This window comes from Pedobacter miscanthi (assembly GCF_032678605.1).
GTDB classification, from domain to species: domain Bacteria; phylum Bacteroidota; class Bacteroidia; order Sphingobacteriales; family Sphingobacteriaceae; genus Pedobacter; species Pedobacter miscanthi_A.
The window spans coordinates 195407-212360 of the sequence record NZ_JAVTSU010000007.1; the positions used below are offsets into that span (position 1 = coordinate 195407).

Sequence of the window (16954 nt, forward strand, 5' to 3'; positions counted from 1 at the left end):
TATGTGTCCGAGTATAGATGGTAGTCAAAACACCCTACAGTTTACGATGGATTTTGACAAGCCAAAATGGCCTGATCAGAATCTATTTCCATTGAATCTTAAGTCACCGTCAAGGACTGTGCGGAATGTTATATACCCAGATATTGAAGAAAGCGCGGAATATATCATTGTTACAGGATTCACTTCCCTCTCAAATCTTATTGACCTGTTCGGTAGCAAAGATTTCCAAAATAACCGTCTTGTAAGAGTGCTTATAGGGTTTGAGCCTAACATAAAGGGGCGCAAGAAATACCAGAGACTTGGCCTTGACAAAGAAATTAAAGACTATTGGTTAAAACATGGCCTTTCCATCATGCAGGGCGGTGCAGTAATGCATCTTATTGATAAAATCAACCGCGGGCTAATAGCGTTCCGCTTTAGGGATAAACTTCACGCCAAGATTTATGTCGGTGATAACTATGCAATGCTGGGTTCATCGAACTTTAGCCATAATGGACTAACAACCCAGGAGGAAGCAAACATACGGGTAAAAAATGATGATAAAAATCCTTTTGAACAACAGCAATATCGTGATATCAAGCTGATTGCAGATAGCTACTATGATGATTCGTTGCCGTATAATGAAAAAGTAATAGAGCTGCTAAAAGATCTGATCAACGAGGTGAGCTGGCAGGAGGCACTGGCACGCGCGATTGCTGAGGTTTTGGAAGGCAGCTGGCTTAATGAATACAAGGATATTATCAGTAAGCTGGAGCTTACCAAGCTTTGGCCTACCCAGTGGAAAGGGCTTGCCCAGGCAATTTCCATACTCCAGAGCCATTCCAATGTGCTTATCGCGGATCCAACGGGGGCTGGGAAAACCAAACTGTGCACCTCGCTGGTATTGTCATTGCAACATTGGCTATATGATATCGGAAGAAATTACAGGACTGAATCACTGATTGTCTGTCCTCCATTGGTGTTGGATAAATGGGCTTCGGAATTCAAAGCGTTCAATAGGATCAACCACGCCCAGATTTCACATGGTTTACTCAGTAACTCGTCGGGAAAGAATAGGAAAAAACTTATTGAAGATCTTAATCTGGCCAATATTTTGGTCATAGACGAGGCCCATAACTACCTTTCGGCTGATTCAAACCGCACGCATTTGATCAAAGATAATAAGGCGGACTATAAAATATTGGTGACAGCAACTCCGATAAGCAGGAAAGTTGAAGATATCCTGAGGCTCATCGACCTGCTGGATGTTGATAATCTCACAGATGAGGATTTTATAATCTATCAGCAATTGGTTCTCAAGCCTTATCTGGGGAATAGGCCTGAGAACATCAAAAGCCTCAGGAAATTTATCAGCAAATTTACGGTCAGAAGAACAAAAAAGGCATTGAACAGGGAGATCGAAAAAGATGAAAAGAAATATCTCAACAGGCTTGGTGTTACCTGCAAGTTTCCGCGTCAACAGGAAAAAATCTATTTTACCAAGGAGTCCGACAAGGATAAGGCAATTGTAAAAGAGATAAATGAGCTGGCAAAACAGATTAAAGGGATTACTTATCTGACTAAATTCCATCTTCCAAATTATGAGGTGTCAAGCGATGAAAGCCTGAAGTCTATAGTAGATCAAAGGCTTCACGGTGGTAAACAATTATCAATCTACACGGTAAGGGCGAGGTTAAGGTCATCGAAGGTGGCATTGATCGAACATATAGAGGGGACAAAAAAGGCCATGGATGTGTTTGGCTTTGAGGGGAAAAGCAATGACTCGGGGGATAAGCTGGGTAGTATAGCAAGGATCATGGAGTCTGGGAAGCTTCCCTTCCGGCATCAAAAATTCAAAAGTGAATATTTTCCGGAATGGCTTACCGAAATGGAAAGTTATCAATTGGCGTGCCGACAGGAATATGGTGTTTATGAAAAAATCTCCCAATTGGCAAAGCGGCTGTCCAATAACCGGGAGCTTGGGAAAGTTGAGGAGCTGATCCGTATTTCCACCGCCCATGAAAATATCCTGGCTTTTGACAGTGCGGTGATTACGCTATACTATCTGAGGAAGCTGTTTGAAGAAAATTACCCGGCCAGTAAGGTTCTGGTAGCTTCAGGAAGTGAGACAGACGCGGGTAGCGGCAAGGTACTTGATATTTTTAGACTGGACTCGGATGTTGGCGGGAAATGTATTGCGCTGTGTTCGGATAAAATGTCGGAGAGTGTTGACCTTCAACGGGCTTCATGCGTATTTCTTTTGGATACGCCCAGTGTGCTAAGGGTTGTCGAGCAGCGTATCGGCAGGGCGGATAGAATGGATAGCATGCATGAGTTTATAGATATTTACTGGGCGGTAGATTCCGATGAATATGCAATGAAAACAGATCAGCGGCTGTTTGAAACCAATAATATTGTTGAGCAGATATATGGTGCAAATTTTGACCTGCCGGAGGAGCTTAAGGGAAGGAAATTTGAGAAGCTGTCAAGTACGAAGGAATTAATTAAGGAATTCAAGGAATTTGTTGATAAGGACGAATCTTGGACTGGTATTCATGATAGTTTCCAGTTTGTAGTCAATTTAAAGGAAGGGAAAACTGCAATTATTAAAGAAGAACTTTATGATCAGTTTACCAATGTATCTTCAGCGGTTAAAACAAAGGTCAGTTTTATCCAAGGTGAGCGCAACTGGTGTTTTATTGCATTACGGGGGGACAAAAACAAAAGTCCCCGATGGTACTTTATTGACGAGCTGGGTGATATCCATACGGATTATCCTGATGTCTGCCAGAAGCTCAGGGACAATATTATGGGGGAATCTAAGGGGTTGTCGTGGGACCAAAATAGTTTGGAGCATTATGTCAGTCTTTTTCAAAGTAAGGAGCGCGAACTGTTGCCACCAAAAAAAAGGCGTGCGCTGGAGGTGGCGGAATATATTCTGACCATGAAACTGAAAAATAAGAAGATCGACAATGAAGAAGGGGCGGCCTATCAGGAAATGATCGGTGCTATGAATGGCAGTTCTGATGAGGCTGTTGATTATGAAAGGCTGGCCGAGGAGTGGATTCAGATTCTGCAACCGGCGCTTAAGCTCAAAAGGGAAAATAACAGGAGAAAGAGAACGATTCTTAATCTTGCCAATCTAAAAGGTGAATATAGGAATATGGAGTTTGATGTGCCACAGCTTTTAGGTATGCTCGAGCGTTGTGTTCTTGGTAAAGATATTGACAAACGTATTGCTGCCTGTATCATAGGTGTGGCAGCAGGTGGGGAGTAAGGTCGGCATATAAGAGCTTAACAGTTTATTATTTTGTCGTCATAATACACCATTTCAAGGCGCAATGAACGATGATGAGATAATCAATTCATGCTGTAAAGAAATAAAATAATGAGATTTTAGAATGATAAAGGCGGTGTATCTTCTTTGATTAAAACCACGAGATAAGAGAAGTTCCACTAACTATGGTAAAAGCTATAAATAAACAATTATAAATTTAATAAAATAAATATGAATTCAAAAGATACCTTAAAATATCTGAGACTAATCGAAATAGGGAAAAGCAAAGAGTTAGCCGATACTGTCATTAAATCTTTAGTTGACCGGGACCTTATTGAGATATTGTACATAGGTGATGTACCTGCTTATAACGGAAACCATGTCTTAACGGAGGAAGGACTTGAATTGGTTGCAAATAACCGCTAATTAGTTAGTTAGTGCCACGAATTGTAAATTTACTTCTCGAATAATTATTCTTAGCTTTCTGATGGTGGGATTAATTTAAAGCCAAAGGCAATTTACTGGGATATAAATATTCCGCTTAACTTTTCCATTCTACATATTTATACATGGCAAAAAATCTTTTAATTGATACCTGTACCTGGCGTGAACTGATTTCTTCAATCGAATACAATAGTCTGCTCAAGCAGTTGTCGACCTGGGTTGATCAAAGTGAGGTTGTTTTATTCTGTCCTGAAGTGCTTAAAGAAGAATGGGCGAAACATCGGGTGATCTGTGAAGAAAGAATCGATAAGGCTGTCAGAAATCATGTTAAGGATCTGAAGAAATCTCAAATATTCGGGAAATCACCGGATTTTGAGGATTTTGAGATGGAGACTGCAGACCGGCTCTTGAAATCTCAGGTTGCAGAAGTCGATCGCTTACTTTCTCTGGCAATTCTTGTAGAAGAAGGCGATAACGATGTATTACTTGCGCGGAAGCACAAACGGGAAAAAAAAGCTCCATTCTTAGATAAAAGCGATAGCCAAAATGATGCTGTTTTAATTTTCTCAACTTTGGCAGAGCTCAAGCGCAGACAGGAATATGAACTCTACTTCTTTTCTGCAAATTTTAAAGAGTTTGGAGAAATAGAAAACCCAAAAACGATCCTGCATGCGGATATTTCTGAGTGTTATCCTGAAGTCAAGGTGCAGTATTTTGCCGACCTAAATGAGGGAATAACCCATTTGATTGAAATAGGTCTCACAACAGGGAAAGTAGCAGTCGCCAGACAAAAAATCATTCCTAACATTATTGCTGTCAATAGAAAACTTTCGATCGGTGGCCAGTTAAAAGAATATCTGGATGGGCGCTTTGATGATATCAGTTTTCTGCCGAAAAGAATGATTGTTAACCAATACCCTTTTTTGAACATACATCATGACTATATAACGGAAAAACCATTTACTGCGGTTACTGATAATCTGGATCTTCTGGAATGGTTTAAATCTTTGCCTGCTGAAGGTGGCGTTTTGGCCGGAGAAATTGGGGATGATACAAGTATAATACTTAGGTGTTTACGGGGAAACCTTATTACCTTTATTGCAACTGAAAAACAGAGATTTGAGCCGGTGTTGATTCCAATGCCCAAACAGACTGACTGTAGTTGCTCACTTTGCATGTATAGGGGCTTTCGTTACAGAGATTTGATGGATTTGTTGTCTGACGGGGGCAATGAGTTGGAACCCGCTTTGAAGAAAGCCTATGTGCATTATAAAATGGGCCAGTATAGATCGGCATTCGATGTATTGACTAAATTTTCCCTGGAAGCACTTAGCAATAAACAATTTATAAGCCATTTTATTGCTCAGTTCAATATTATACAGATCGGAAAACTTGTGAAATATGAACATGACGGTACACCTAATGAATTATCATTGATTGAGCAAGCTGAGAAAATCGATCTTGAGGAGCATTTTTTGTCCTATGCAAACCGCGCCAACAGAGATATTTTGACCTGGATAAAAGATCTTCAGTTTATTAATGTCAGCAGAAAAAAGATGCAGGATCTGGTTGGTGAGATCCGGGATTTATTTTATTCACGTAGTAGTGGATGGAACCACCATACAATGGAACTGCTGAATGTTTTTCAAGAAACACTCTGCTTTATGGAATATAACCATGTGATATTCGACCGGTTTTATGAAGTTAGGGATCTGACAAAAATCTGCATAGAAGGAGTCTTTGCTTCCTATGGATGCAAAAGTACTTTAGGTGGAAAACTGATTCAGTTCAGTGACAGTCTGCTTGAGAAAATTATCCTGAACGCAAATACAAAGGATATTATTGAAATGTACGAACGGTACAAACTCACGGATCTCCATTATGGTGATCCGGATGATGAAGATACAATTGTCCAGCGTTTCTCTCTTTTCTTAAGAGACTACAACGGAACATTTGAGGCATATAAGGAATTTGATAGTGAAGCCCGGTCCGTCTTTTGGTCAGGCTATAGGCGGGTTTTTTATAATTTCCTTACTTTTTTTGCTGTATTAGATATTGGTCAGGAGGATTTTGATAAGGTTTTTACTGAGTTAATGTCATTCTTAAAAGTTCAGGAGCATCTGAACCAGTATGAACTGACAAAAACGTTGAGGTTTTTTGTTTACCACAAATCTTCAAAGTTCAGTCTTTGCCAATTGGTTGAGCTGATGTTTTTTACCTTAACAACTGATAGCATAGAGCGGATTACTTTGGTTGATCTTATAGGAGGGATAATTGACGGGCGTAATGAGAAAGTCAATTTTACTAATTCTATCTGGAAGGAAATACAGAACAGATATCTGACTAATGATTATTTAAAAAGGAGTTCCAGCGGTATAGACATTCTTTGTACCATATTTATGGTTTTGGATTCAAAATCAAAGAAATCGGAAATCTCTAAATTTATCAAGCACTTTTTACAGGCTGGTTTTTTGGACGAAATTTATTACTCAGCAGTTATGTTTGATGTTATCGGTTTTAACAAAACAATGCATGCCCGGTATTTGGCTACAATTGCAACCAACCTGGGGAAAGGGAAAGGTGTAAGTGTTTTTAGAAGAAAAGAATACTACAATGACGGTAGGGTAGATGCGTTTATCAATTACATGATCAAGTTTGATTTGCCCTTTGATCCAGAGTGGGTTTCAAGCGTGATGCAACTGGATACATATTATTGTTGGTTGTTGGATATGGAAAATTTCGATTATGCTTTATTTGATAGTGATTGGCTTTTCAATCACTTAACTAGGCATTATAAGGATAAGTTCAGGAAAAGTACTGCTTTGAGGGAATTCCTGAAGGGGCATTGTAAAAAATCCAAGGATGTCCGCGTGCTGCATTTGTACCTGGATCTATATGACTAGATTTATGCGCTTAGCTTGGCTTCGGTTGGATCAAAACATTTTGTTTGCAAGAAAAACACTGCATTAATCTTAAAAAATAATACTTCATGCAGTACGATAGATGGATTTTTTCTCAAATCAGTTAACCGATTTTATATCCAGCCTGATTTGTTAACATGTTTTTTGGCTATGGTGAATTTTCTATGATTTTGTTTGTATAAATTTAGCAAAAAAAAGTAGGTCAATTATTAAAATGATTAGAGGTAAACTTAAGGACATACTCTCACTCAATGGAATTTCGATTTTTATTGGTATCGTTGGTGGTATTTTTGGATTTGTTTCCATCTTTATCAATGATTGGGAATATAAAATCGGGGTAAAATGGTTTGCCCTTGTCGTAATTGTAGCTCTTTTTGTTATACTCATTATGGCAAAACTTGCCTACGAGTTGTATACTGAAATTGGGCTGGTCCGTGACAGGGTAATTCGGGTCATTAGTTATTTGCCAAACAGTTCTACATTTTTAATCGATAGGAACGCCTATTTTGAATATTCTGCGAGAGTATCGGTATTTTATATCGACCATGATTTTCAGGTGGAACTAGCACAGGGTTATGTTCAGAACATACAGGATAAATTTATCCAGATTAAGTTAATAGAATTCAATAATGACTTTGTAAATAACTATCCGATTGTAATTCGTCAATTGAACAACAATAATAGTGATGTCCTCAGCACACTTGTCATTAAAAACTACATAAGATATACAGAATAAACATGGAAGTTAATAAGATCGATATTAGGGTCGCAAGGAAAATTGATAATTATGTTATTGTTATCAATAGGGGGGCAGATGATGGAATCAAATCTTATATGCGGTTTTTAGTATATGATACCGGTGAGGAGATTTTTGATCCGCTTTCAAATGATAGCCTCGGTAATTTAGAGATCGCGAAAGGGTTTTTCAAGGTACAGCATGTCCAGGAAAGAATAACCACATTAGTTTCAGAACTTAGAAAGCCAAATAATCTGTTAAGTGCCTTCAGTGCTTTTGGTGATATAGATCCAAAAGCGGACTTGTTGCTTTCTGTAAGAGTGGGAGATCAGGTAAAAATCATCAATGAAGTATAATCAAATGTAATTTATCCGTTCAGACAAATTGATCCGCGTAAAAAGCCGGTCGTCCGTGTGTCGATATTGCAGTGGTTTTTACTACACTGCAACGGGTACCGCCTCTATGCAGAATTACTCCTCTTTGGTCAATCATGGGTTTTCGCGCTGCAAAATAGCAGTTTCTTTTGAGCAGTGCTAAGTCTGTCAGGATATGATTTTATGGGTAAATGCTAAAAATTAACATTGGCACTGTATCTTGAAAAGATGGTTTCAATGCTTCCCGAAGTTTTTTCTCTCACTAATTCAGTAGGTGCGGACCATTTTGTACGATATAATCCAATACCGATTTAACGCCCTGTTTAATTAGTTCTTTCTTGGCTTCGGTGAGGAATTCTTTGATGAACTTAGTGCCCCGTTTGGCAATGCTTCCCCAAATTTTGGTCAGATTTTTTAATATCCATTTTTTTGATTTGGTAGTTAGGTTCTCTCTTAAAAGAATTATTTCCTCCTGAATAGCACTTATTTCGAGGGCGTTTTGTTCGTTAACATATTCCTGGAGTTTCTCGCCAAGTTCTTCAAGGTATTCGTCTAGCAGCAGGATCTGTTTAGTTTTCAGTGGAAAATCCTCTTCATCTTCAAGAATTTCAAATTCTGCATAAAACTCTTCCTGAAAGCCGTTTATGATTTTGTCGTCATAAAAAGATTTAATACTTTCATATTGTTCCAATATTGCGATCCATTCTGAAAATTCCTTATTAACATTGTCAATTTTTATCCAAAACCTAAATTCATTATTGTCCATGGCATTTGTGGGTGCTTTGCTCATTAAAAGCTGATACGTGCCATCTGTCTTTTTTTCGTGCTGTTCGATTGTAAAATGAAAATTTGAACCCGGTTCTTTGTCAACTACTTTTAGCAACGATTTACCGGGATCTACGATTTCAAATTTTTCGCCTTTATCATTGACAAAAGGCTCCAATGCTTGGAGTATGATTAGAGGGATATCTTTCTTTTTTCTCATTGATTTTAGGGGGGAGTGGGCTATTTGTTTTGTGAAATCGTGTTGGCTGGATGTGTCAGGGATTATGTAGAGCGAAAATAGCAATATATTTTGGCTGTTACAATTGAATATAATCTAACGGTATAGTAAAGGTTTTGATAAGTCATTCAGGATGCAATGGGTAAGAGGCTGTTACAGAGATGGCAAAGTAGGACGTTAGGGTTATTTTGGCTGTCACATGGGAACCGCACTAATTGATCTGTTTGTTCTGTAAAGATGCCGCGTATTTTGTGAAATAATGGTTTGAATTTTCAATTGGCGGTTGCTAGGTTGACTAATCGTGATGTGAATAACTTGATTCTATGCTGATAGCAGTTTTGGTTAAATCTGATTATATTTACTAATAATTTAGTTTTTGTGCCGAAATATACCAAACAGATCGTAGTATTTTTAGATATTCTGGGCTTTAGTTCTATGTTGCCTGCATTTGAGCAGGAAGCATTGGATAATGCCGCCGCCGACGATGAAGGCTTTCATGAGTCCCCATCCCTCAATAGACTTATAGGTAAATTCCAGGAGTCTATTATGTGGATTCGAGAAAGAAGCTGTAACCATTACATGTTCAGTGATAATATTTGCATAACAATTGACTATGTAGTGGAAGAAACTGAAAGTGCAGGACTATTTTTGGAGGTTATCCAGTTGGTCAATCTGCTTAACTATGAATTTATTAAAGAGGGTTATTTTTTACGTGGGGGAATTGATGCAGGTTGGTTTTTGGACAGCAGGGATATGGCCGCTGGGGTGCCCTTAGTGGAAGCTTACAAAATTGAGAGTAAAATTGCTATACACCCAAGGGTGGTAATTTCTGAGGCTTTCGGGAAATTAATAGACGATATGCGTGCTTTAGGCTCTTTTAGTGAGGATGAGCAGATTGTTCTCGATAAGATACTGGTTGAGCAGGATGGTCTTCGTTTTGTAAATGGATTTCAGTACATACAGAACTTTGAAGACACCTTGGGTAAGACAGAGTTTTTAGCGCTTTATAGGGCAAAGATTGCTCAGGCACTGGTGCAATTTGAAAATGATCTCAAAGTAGGGCCAAAATATCAATGGACAGCTGAGCGTTTCAACTGGTTTTTGGACGATTATGTAGATGATAATGAACTCTACGAGCTGGCGGGTATATGGGATGAGGCTGAATTATTGGGAATAAAGGATTTAAAGATAAATTAATATGGAATTTAAGTATTTTCCCGTTCTTAGGGCAAGGCAGCAGGAAATCGATGTTCTTCAAAAGTTCGATTTCGGCGAGCAGATGGTGCCATTGATTGAGATCATTAAAGAAAAAGATCGCAAAGATAACCAACGCACCCCCTTAGAAATTTATTCAGATATAATATTGAAGGTAAAGGCTAAAAAAGTCCTAATTGACTTGCCCATTTACATTACGCCAAAGGTAAGTACCAGTGCGGAGGTGAGGACGTTTTTCCTTTCGACAATAAGCAGGTTAGATGAGCGTATTGCTTTTTATGCCCAGTTCTCAGCGTTGGCAGACAAATTAATCCCGGTAATTTCAATATTGGAGCCGATATCGGAAGACAGGGAAACGCTCATCAAGCAGTATGAAAGCCTATCAGGTATTTTTCCGCAGATCGCTTTTAGAATATATAATGAGCGTTTCGATGCCGCTTTTTCACAGATGCAGGACTTGGCTCTGAGGGATGATGATCTTATTATTTATGATCTTGAAAAGAACAATATCACAAGTCCTATCGTGGTTAAGCACAGGAAATTTTTAGATGCTATTTTCAAAGACAAGTTCCAAATAGTTATAAGAAGTGCTATTAACACTGAGATACAGAATGTGAACCTGGAGCACGGGGAGGTAATTGGCCAAGCGGACAACAGCCTTAAAGATCTTTTTGCCTTGCCTCAGTATCATTTCAATGCCTTTGGTGATTATGCAGGTGTAAAGCGTGACGATCTAAATGCTGGCGGTGGGATAAGCCCCGGACTTGTGTTTTTTAATCCTGATGAGAACTTATATTATGGTTATCGCGGGCCGACAAAAAATCTGGCTGAATTCGAGACAACTATTATACCTGCTGTATTAGATAGCGGATATGTTAAAGAATGGGTAACAAACGGATCTCCCTATGTGATAGATAATCTGGGATATGACCGTTTACTAAATATCGGAAGTGGAAACGAGCCCTCGAAAAATCAGGCGAAATACAAGTGGATATCGATCATGCATTATCTCCATAGCATTAAGATGTTGATCAATGCCGGCGCATTTTAGAATTTCCGCTGATATAGCAGAGATGGGGATTCCAAGGTACTGAAGAAAAACTGGAAGTCTATCGGTAATATGTTGTCATGATGTGTGCAAACGAAATCCCAACGTTCCTGATAGCGTTTTTTTAAAACAAGCTTAAATTTTTTATTGATCATATTTGCGCTAAATTTTTCCAGAATACGATCAATCTCATTTTTATCGCACTCAAAGAATATTTCCAGTTCTTTATTGGTCAGCATTTTTAACTGACAGATGCTACAGATATTGGTGTTTTTTTTTGCGCGTCTGTAAGGTATAAGCGAACGTTTCCCGATAATCATAATTCCGTATTCCTGTGGGAGATCTTCATCGGCACGTGAGAGATGTTTTTCGTCAAGAATGATCGTATTATACTCAAATACAGAGGTGTAGTCCCAGGACTGTTTGATAAGTTTACTCAGGTTGTCCAGTTCAGTCTTTATTTCATAACAGCGGCTGACTCCATTAATGCTTACAAAATCTGCACGGCTGTTACCTACCTTAATTTCGAAAGCCGCTACTGTGTTTTTCTGCACATAACGTCGTGCGATCTGGTATTTGATCAGTTCTTCGCCCTGATAGGTTTGGGACAAGAGTTTATTCACCTCCAGGTGTAGGGCATATTTATCATGACCTGAATAATCGCTCCCTGGTGTTACCGATTCAAGTAATTCCCGCAGTTTTCTTGGGTATAGAAGAGGGGAATAACTTCTAGCTAATGTATTTGCTATCGGCGTGTCGATCAGTTTTTGGACGTTTTTCATGCAGGTGTCTCCAAATTTACATATATCCGTAAGAAATATATAACAATCGTCATATATTATTTTTGTTGAAAAGGATGCTGAGACCTTGGCTTAAAATGAGAATATTCTTTTAGTAAAATAAAGCACCACTACTTGTTTATAAGGGTGATTCAAAAATGCTTATCAAAAATTGCAGTGGAATAGCTAGCTAGAATAGGAGCAGAATAAACCGACACTTTCATCGAAGTACCCAGTCTGTCAACTTGCTCTAAATTTATTCGTCGTTTTGGAGTGATAATTCCAGAATTGGTTGCCTATCCTTTATAGGCAAATAAAGATTTTATAATCTCGGTCTTAAAAACATTATATTTAACTGAGATCAACTCATCATATTTGGTGCTATTAAACAAGTTTATCCCTCCATCAAATGCCGAATTGCTGATATGGGACTGAAAGTTATCCATTTTAGATAAGATTTCATTATATAGCTTATCGTCTACTGCCAGTAGCATATCCACAAATTTCATTCTCACCTCAATAAACTTATCGCTCACTTTATCGACAATATTAGCTTTTTTTTCATCATCCAAATCAGGTGCTTTGAGTTTTTGAAGTTCTAAATTGAGGTCTTCGAAGAAGGTGTATAAGAATTTTAGACTATGGTCCAAAACAAGCACCTTCAAAGATTGTATGTTCCGGTCTTTCTGTTTGTCATTCGCCTGATTATTTTTATTCTGACGGAAAATATAGAAAGAAACATAAAGACTGCAACCGGCAATGATGATAGTTGCAGTCTTATGTATTGCGTCGAAAGTCTCCATTAACCTATTGCTGTGGTTTTTCTAAGGATACGGTCTATCGCCTCGTTCAGCGGCTTCTCATATTTATAATTTCCTAAAGATTGGAATTTAAATTTGTTCAGGAATCGATCCCTACCTAATTTAAGAACTGAATTTAAAAACAGCTCTTCAAAAAAAGATGGTATTATTGAATAAACATTGTCAGGGATAACAATTGTAACCTCTTCATTAGCGGCCTCAATATCGTCGATATGACTATCCTCCCTAACTTTTTTGCCACGGTCACGACCGGTAAAAACTTTAGCTCCAGGTGATCGGAATTTTTCGAGTTCAATTACGTTCTGGTAATTCATATTACTACTCTAAATCATCTTCATTAAACAACATTTCCGCGCTGATGATGGTACCCGGAAAATAATTATCTGCAAACTTAACAAATTTTGCATCAGGTTTGTTCATAATATTGCCACTTTCATTAAATGTAATATACTGAAAATTTTCATTATTGCGTTTATTTCGAACAATATTATATGATCCGTCGAAGACAATCTGGGTATTACCTGAGATTATTGTCATTTTTGAGAAATCATCAACTATTCGTTTTTCCCCTTTGATATTAAAAAAACTTTCTATAAACCTTATCGAACCATTGCCTCTTTTTTTGTATTCCTGAGGATCTGTACTCGTAACGCCTTCTTGTAATGAATAAAGTGTCCATAGGGTTTCCTCCTCAAATTCCTTGAAAATAAAGAGCTTGCGTTTATTATAGCTATTTGAGAGCTCTTTCATTTTTTGAACTACGTTTTTGTTCGGACAATCCGGATCCTTGAATTTTTCATATATAGTCTGTCCGAAGTTCATGATAACTAAACGAAATACCCCAAAGTGCTTTCCTTCGACGTTTTTCTCGGTAAAATAGCCTATGGAATACCTGTATTTATTTGATGAATGTTCTTCAGCATTGATGAGAATTTCGCTGATCACAATACATAAATCTTCGAGCTTTTCCGGTGTGAGCTTTCGGTTGAGGCGGGACAAGCTGTCCAGTACATAATCTGCAAGCCGCGTGGTATCAATATCTTTTCTTTCTATTGTTTTTGGGTTATTGCTTAAGGAGTTATGTATGCAAAGCTTATAAGGAACAATATCTTTAAAACGTATTGTTGCATTCGAGTGGATCGCCGGTGAACCAACTGAATACAGCATTTTACGGACGTCGATATCTATAACATTGTCCCCTTTGATATTTAAAACACTAGGACGTAACTGTTTGTATTCCTTGCAACGCTTATAAAATGTGATTACATCTTTAATGATAACGTCCAAAAAGATCTGTGCATCCATTGTAACCCGTTTACATTTGCTATAATCGATAATGATTCTTTCAGCTTTTTGTAAAACCAGTGCGGAAACTAGATCATTGATAAACTGATAACTTTCCTCTGGGGTATCAATTAAGGAAAATTCCACTGGTACATAAAACCTGCCAGAATTTAATACAGCACTGCTTAATTTGTTAAGATGAATTGATGAATCATAACAGTCAAATAAAAGATATTTGATGTTTTTTGGCAGGAAAGCTTGCAGAACATCAAGATATGTATAAGGCTTACCTAAAATTTTTCGTAAAACTAGATGCTTTAGGTTGATCCTAAATCTTTTAGCTTTTTTTTTATGTTTGCTTTTTAATTTTCTTCTGAAACGTTTTTGAGAGAGCGTATACAGTAAATGGTAATCTTGACTCACTTAGAGATAATTTGGTTATAGAAAATTCCCGGGAAACAAATATTGAGATTTTACTTTAATATAATCTATAAAACAATCATTATTTCTCCACAAAATAACAATATGGGTGGTGTTTTATTAAATTAATCTTATTTCTGTTTACTTTATGTGGCGCGCAAATTGTATTTCTGTATATTTTTTGGTTCCCTAAATGCTACATAAACCATAGATGAGAATCTAGAGTGCTTACTTGGTTATTATAATGATTTCAAGGAGATAATGGAAGTGAGATTGTAGCAGACGAACAAACTTTTATAGGAAGGTATCGTCGGTTTATTTTAAATTTTGAGATTTCCATATATTCAGCAAACTCCCTTAATTTTTTGATCATTGAGATTATTTATGCTGTTAGAAATGATTTTAAAGTTTCATTTTCATTAAACGAAAAGCTAAATCTCGTTCCATTATAAGTTACTGGACTCGTTATAAATCGGTAGATCATTTGCTCCTTATTAATTAAGTTCATATATTCAATGTAGCCTGTGAAAAATATTTGTTGGTCTTCAAGAATTGTCGGAAAATCTTCGAAGCCGTTACTAGTATGTTCAGAATCTCTATTATAAAGTATTGGTGTTTGGTTTGTGAGATACTGAATTTTATCTTCAAGTGGCCTATTGAGTAAAGTATTCCAGTGTGCGTTGATATCCAGCTTAATGTGATTGTCTATTTTAGTCAATGGGGTTAACATAAAAGCTTGTTTCGTTATTTTAACCGGAAATTTCCCAAGATTTTTTATGCTAAATTCTATTCCTCTAACTGAAAATTGCTCTCTTTTAATCAATAGTTGTTCAAGCTCTAAAAATGGTGCATTCTCAATTTCAAATCTATCTTTTTCAATTTGATGTCTTCTTTCAGTTTCTTTTTTTTCTCTATCTGCGGCGTGTTGTTGTAGAGTTAAACTGTGGTCATTCGTAAGTTTAGTATCAATAAATATTTTCTCAGCTAATTCAACAGATTTAATTGCTGATTTCGTTTGTTCTTGAGTTAGCTTCCACACTCTAAAAGCAATGATAGCTGTAGTCAGACTTAAAAGAAAGGATAGTATGTCAATTATAGTAAAGTCAAATAGTTTAGAATTGGTCGTTAGTAATTTGTTTGTAATTGTAATGTGATGTTGAATAGGCTGTTTAGTAATAATTCTACTTTCTTTTGGATTATTTTTTGCAACCGAATTTTGTTTTACTTGAAGCATATTCTTTGTTAGGTATTATAAAGATATATTATATTTGAACATGTTCGCTACACTCTCATCATTATTTGATAGTAAAGATTTTGTAACTGGGGTTATTGTTTTTATTGTCACATCAATATTATTATTTTTAGCTAACTGGCTTATAAAATTAAGACCTAAGGTTCATATTCAAGTTATTTCGGAAACCCACCAAATAAATCCTAGCAATAGGTTTTTTACTTTCGGGTGGGATACTCCTGATGTTGGAAATGAAGAATTTCTAATATCATATAAACTGACAGTCAAACTTGAAAACATTTCCAATTCCGATGCCTTCTATCCTCAACTTCATCTATCACCTCATTCAATACAAATCGATTTAGGTAGATTGCAATGCATTCGATTGAAAAGTGGTGAATCAGTTATCCTTCAAGGTCACTATTATCATACGGTTGTTGCTGAAAAAAAACCAGCATTTTTTGAATCACCACAGTTTACAGATTTGGAGTTTGCAATAAATTACAAAAATAGCTTCGGAATGAAATTTCATAGTTCTTTGAAGAATACAAAGATTAGCTATAGTTTTATTAGTGGTTTTAAAACGTTTTAATTATGAGGATATTAATACTGCCTTTTGATTCGTGTGGGGATTTTTATTTGTCGGCGGTTTGATTCTAGTTGTTTTCGCAACGTTTCTACAATAAAAAACGAAGCAACAATTTCTGATTATAAGAGAATTGATGGCTTAATGTATTACAATAAAGGTATTTTGAAGATCTCCAGGGAAGCGGAAAAGAATTCAAGAGCAATATCAAATAAATAAGCTTATTTATTAGGGTGAGTCTTTGATGCTTTTGAAATTCGCTTAATCTCTTTACTAACTGAGGTTATTTACTTTTCTTAAATTCCTCAACGTCGCTGTTACTCCAATCACTTGGATGAAGTAATTCCCTTATGTCAACTCTAAGAAATTCGGCTATTTTATTTAGAGTTCCGATTGTGGGCTGTTGTTTGTTGTTTACCCACCTTGAGACAGTTGACTTTTTAACATCTAAGAATCTAACTAAGTCCTTGTTGCCAGCTTTCTTTCCTTTTAAAACCTCGCCAATCCGATTAATCATAAATAATGAAAATAAAAGTTGCTTTTATTAGGCAACTTTGTTATATTTGTTAATAGTTATTTATAGCGACAAATAAAGTTGGGTTAGCCTGGCTTTAACGATGTCTCTCGTGGTAGAAAACCGTCAATTTTCGCATGAGACGATCGTGAGTTCGCCGTATCTATTGGAATTTGCTATCTTCGTGATATCTTATATTCAATAGGGCGGGCTCCACGTTAGTCTTTTGCGAAACTCAGATCTCGATCTGAGCGGTTCTTGACGGTACCTCTATCAAAAGCATTGGAGTTCGCCCTATTGGTTCTTGCCAATCTGGTCTCAT

At 37.0% G+C, this 16954-nt stretch carries 15 protein-coding genes; 8 read left to right on the top strand and 7 right to left on the bottom strand.

The genetic code is table 11. The features are described 5' to 3' along the window. Positions 1–46 precede the first annotated feature (46 nt). From R2R28_RS12535 to R2R28_RS12555, 5 genes are all read left to right on the top strand, one after another. Positions 47–3256 (top strand): SNF2-related protein, encoded by a 3210-nt coding sequence (locus R2R28_RS12535; protein ID WP_316826031.1) that lies wholly within the window; start codon positions 47–49, stop codon positions 3254–3256. A gap of 231 nt (positions 3257–3487) precedes the next feature. After that, positions 3488–3682: a hypothetical protein gene (locus tag R2R28_RS12540; protein ID WP_316826032.1), complete on the top strand. Its 195-nt coding sequence runs from the start codon at positions 3488–3490 to the stop codon at positions 3680–3682. A 143-nt stretch (positions 3683–3825) separates the two neighbouring features. Then, on the top strand, positions 3826–6603 hold the full coding sequence (locus R2R28_RS12545) for a PIN domain-containing protein (RefSeq protein WP_316826033.1): 2778 nt from the start codon (positions 3826–3828) through the stop codon (positions 6601–6603). A 232-nt stretch (positions 6604–6835) separates the two neighbouring features. Continuing rightward, complete coding sequence (locus R2R28_RS12550; protein ID WP_316826034.1) at positions 6836–7357, top strand: hypothetical protein; 522 nt, start codon at positions 6836–6838, stop codon at positions 7355–7357. A 2-nt stretch (positions 7358–7359) separates the two neighbouring features. Then, a complete protein-coding gene (locus R2R28_RS12555) occupies positions 7360–7713 on the top strand; it encodes a hypothetical protein (protein WP_316826035.1) in 354 nt (117 codons plus the stop codon). A gap of 280 nt (positions 7714–7993) precedes the next feature. Here the strand turns inward: R2R28_RS12555 and R2R28_RS12560 are convergent, their stop codons facing one another. After that, positions 7994–8716, bottom strand: a complete 723-nt coding sequence (locus R2R28_RS12560) for a hypothetical protein (protein ID WP_316826036.1) — start codon at positions 8714–8716, stop codon at positions 7994–7996. A 396-nt stretch (positions 8717–9112) separates the two neighbouring features. On the opposite strand from R2R28_RS12560, the gene R2R28_RS12565 reads away from it, so the two are divergent. After that, positions 9113–9931, top strand: a complete 819-nt coding sequence (locus R2R28_RS12565; RefSeq protein WP_316826037.1) for a hypothetical protein — start codon at positions 9113–9115, stop codon at positions 9929–9931. A 1-nt stretch (position 9932) separates the two neighbouring features. Next, entirely contained in the window at positions 9933–11000 is a 1068-nt protein-coding gene (locus R2R28_RS12570) for a beta family protein (protein WP_316826038.1), read from the top strand. On the opposite strand, the gene R2R28_RS12575 is transcribed toward R2R28_RS12570, so the two are convergent. The 5 genes from R2R28_RS12575 to R2R28_RS12595 form a co-directional block, all read right to left on the bottom strand. Then, positions 10997–11779 carry a sce7726 family protein gene (locus R2R28_RS12575; RefSeq protein WP_316826039.1) on the bottom strand — a complete coding sequence of 261 codons (783 nt, stop codon included), beginning with the start codon at positions 11777–11779 and terminating at the stop codon, positions 10997–10999. The two genes, R2R28_RS12570 and R2R28_RS12575, sit on opposite strands and share 4 nt — an antisense overlap. A 293-nt stretch (positions 11780–12072) precedes the next feature. Beyond that, positions 12073–12579, bottom strand: a complete 507-nt coding sequence (locus tag R2R28_RS12580; RefSeq protein WP_316826040.1) for a hypothetical protein — start codon at positions 12577–12579, stop codon at positions 12073–12075. Further along, positions 12579–12911 carry an STAS-like domain-containing protein gene (locus tag R2R28_RS12585; protein ID WP_316826041.1) on the bottom strand — a complete coding sequence of 111 codons (333 nt, stop codon included), beginning with the start codon at positions 12909–12911 and terminating at the stop codon, positions 12579–12581. Before R2R28_RS12585 ends, R2R28_RS12580 begins: the two co-directional genes overlap by 1 nt. Positions 12912–12915: 4 nt before the next feature. After that, positions 12916–14304 (bottom strand): hypothetical protein, encoded by a 1389-nt coding sequence (locus tag R2R28_RS12590; RefSeq protein WP_316826042.1) that lies wholly within the window; start codon positions 14302–14304, stop codon positions 12916–12918. Positions 14305–14683: 379 nt separating this feature from the next. After that, entirely contained in the window at positions 14684–15535 is an 852-nt protein-coding gene (locus R2R28_RS12595) for a hypothetical protein (RefSeq protein WP_316826043.1), read from the bottom strand. 40 nt (positions 15536–15575) lie between these two features. Between R2R28_RS12595 and R2R28_RS12600 the strand changes: the two genes are divergently transcribed. Then, the gene (locus R2R28_RS12600) at positions 15576–16124 is read left to right on the top strand and encodes a hypothetical protein (protein ID WP_316826044.1); all 549 of its coding nucleotides are present in this window, start codon (positions 15576–15578) and stop codon (positions 16122–16124) included. A 277-nt stretch (positions 16125–16401) separates the two neighbouring features. Here the strand turns inward: R2R28_RS12600 and R2R28_RS12605 are convergent, their stop codons facing one another. Continuing rightward, on the bottom strand, positions 16402–16635 hold the full coding sequence (locus R2R28_RS12605) for a helix-turn-helix transcriptional regulator (RefSeq protein WP_316826045.1): 234 nt from the start codon (positions 16633–16635) through the stop codon (positions 16402–16404). Positions 16636–16954 lie beyond the last annotated feature (319 nt).

Bases quoted from the DNA above. Each gene is read 5' to 3' on its own strand.
- R2R28_RS12535 (WP_316826031.1), top strand. From the start codon at position 47: ATGGATTTTGACAAGCCAAAATGGCCTGATCAGAATCTATTTCCATTG.
- R2R28_RS12555 (WP_316826035.1), top strand. From the start codon at position 7,360: ATGGAAGTTAATAAGATCGATATTAGGGTCGCAAGGAAAATTGATAAT.
- R2R28_RS12545 (WP_316826033.1), top strand. From the start codon at position 3,826: ATGGCAAAAAATCTTTTAATTGATACCTGTACCTGGCGTGAACTGATT.
- R2R28_RS12580 (WP_316826040.1), bottom strand. From the start codon at position 12,579: ATGGAGACTTTCGACGCAATACATAAGACTGCAACTATCATCATTGCC.
- R2R28_RS12600 (WP_316826044.1), top strand. From the start codon at position 15,576: ATGTTCGCTACACTCTCATCATTATTTGATAGTAAAGATTTTGTAACT.
- R2R28_RS12570 (WP_316826038.1), top strand. From the start codon at position 9,933: ATGGAATTTAAGTATTTTCCCGTTCTTAGGGCAAGGCAGCAGGAAATC.
- R2R28_RS12585 (WP_316826041.1), bottom strand. From the start codon at position 12,911: ATGAATTACCAGAACGTAATTGAACTCGAAAAATTCCGATCACCTGGA.
- R2R28_RS12575 (WP_316826039.1), bottom strand. From the start codon at position 11,779: ATGAAAAACGTCCAAAAACTGATCGACACGCCGATAGCAAATACATTA.
- R2R28_RS12605 (WP_316826045.1), bottom strand. From the start codon at position 16,635: ATGATTAATCGGATTGGCGAGGTTTTAAAAGGAAAGAAAGCTGGCAAC.
- R2R28_RS12540 (WP_316826032.1), top strand. From the start codon at position 3,488: ATGAATTCAAAAGATACCTTAAAATATCTGAGACTAATCGAAATAGGG.
- R2R28_RS12560 (WP_316826036.1), bottom strand. From the start codon at position 8,716: ATGAGAAAAAAGAAAGATATCCCTCTAATCATACTCCAAGCATTGGAG.
- R2R28_RS12550 (WP_316826034.1), top strand. From the start codon at position 6,836: ATGATTAGAGGTAAACTTAAGGACATACTCTCACTCAATGGAATTTCG.
- R2R28_RS12595 (WP_316826043.1), bottom strand. From the start codon at position 15,535: ATGCTTCAAGTAAAACAAAATTCGGTTGCAAAAAATAATCCAAAAGAA.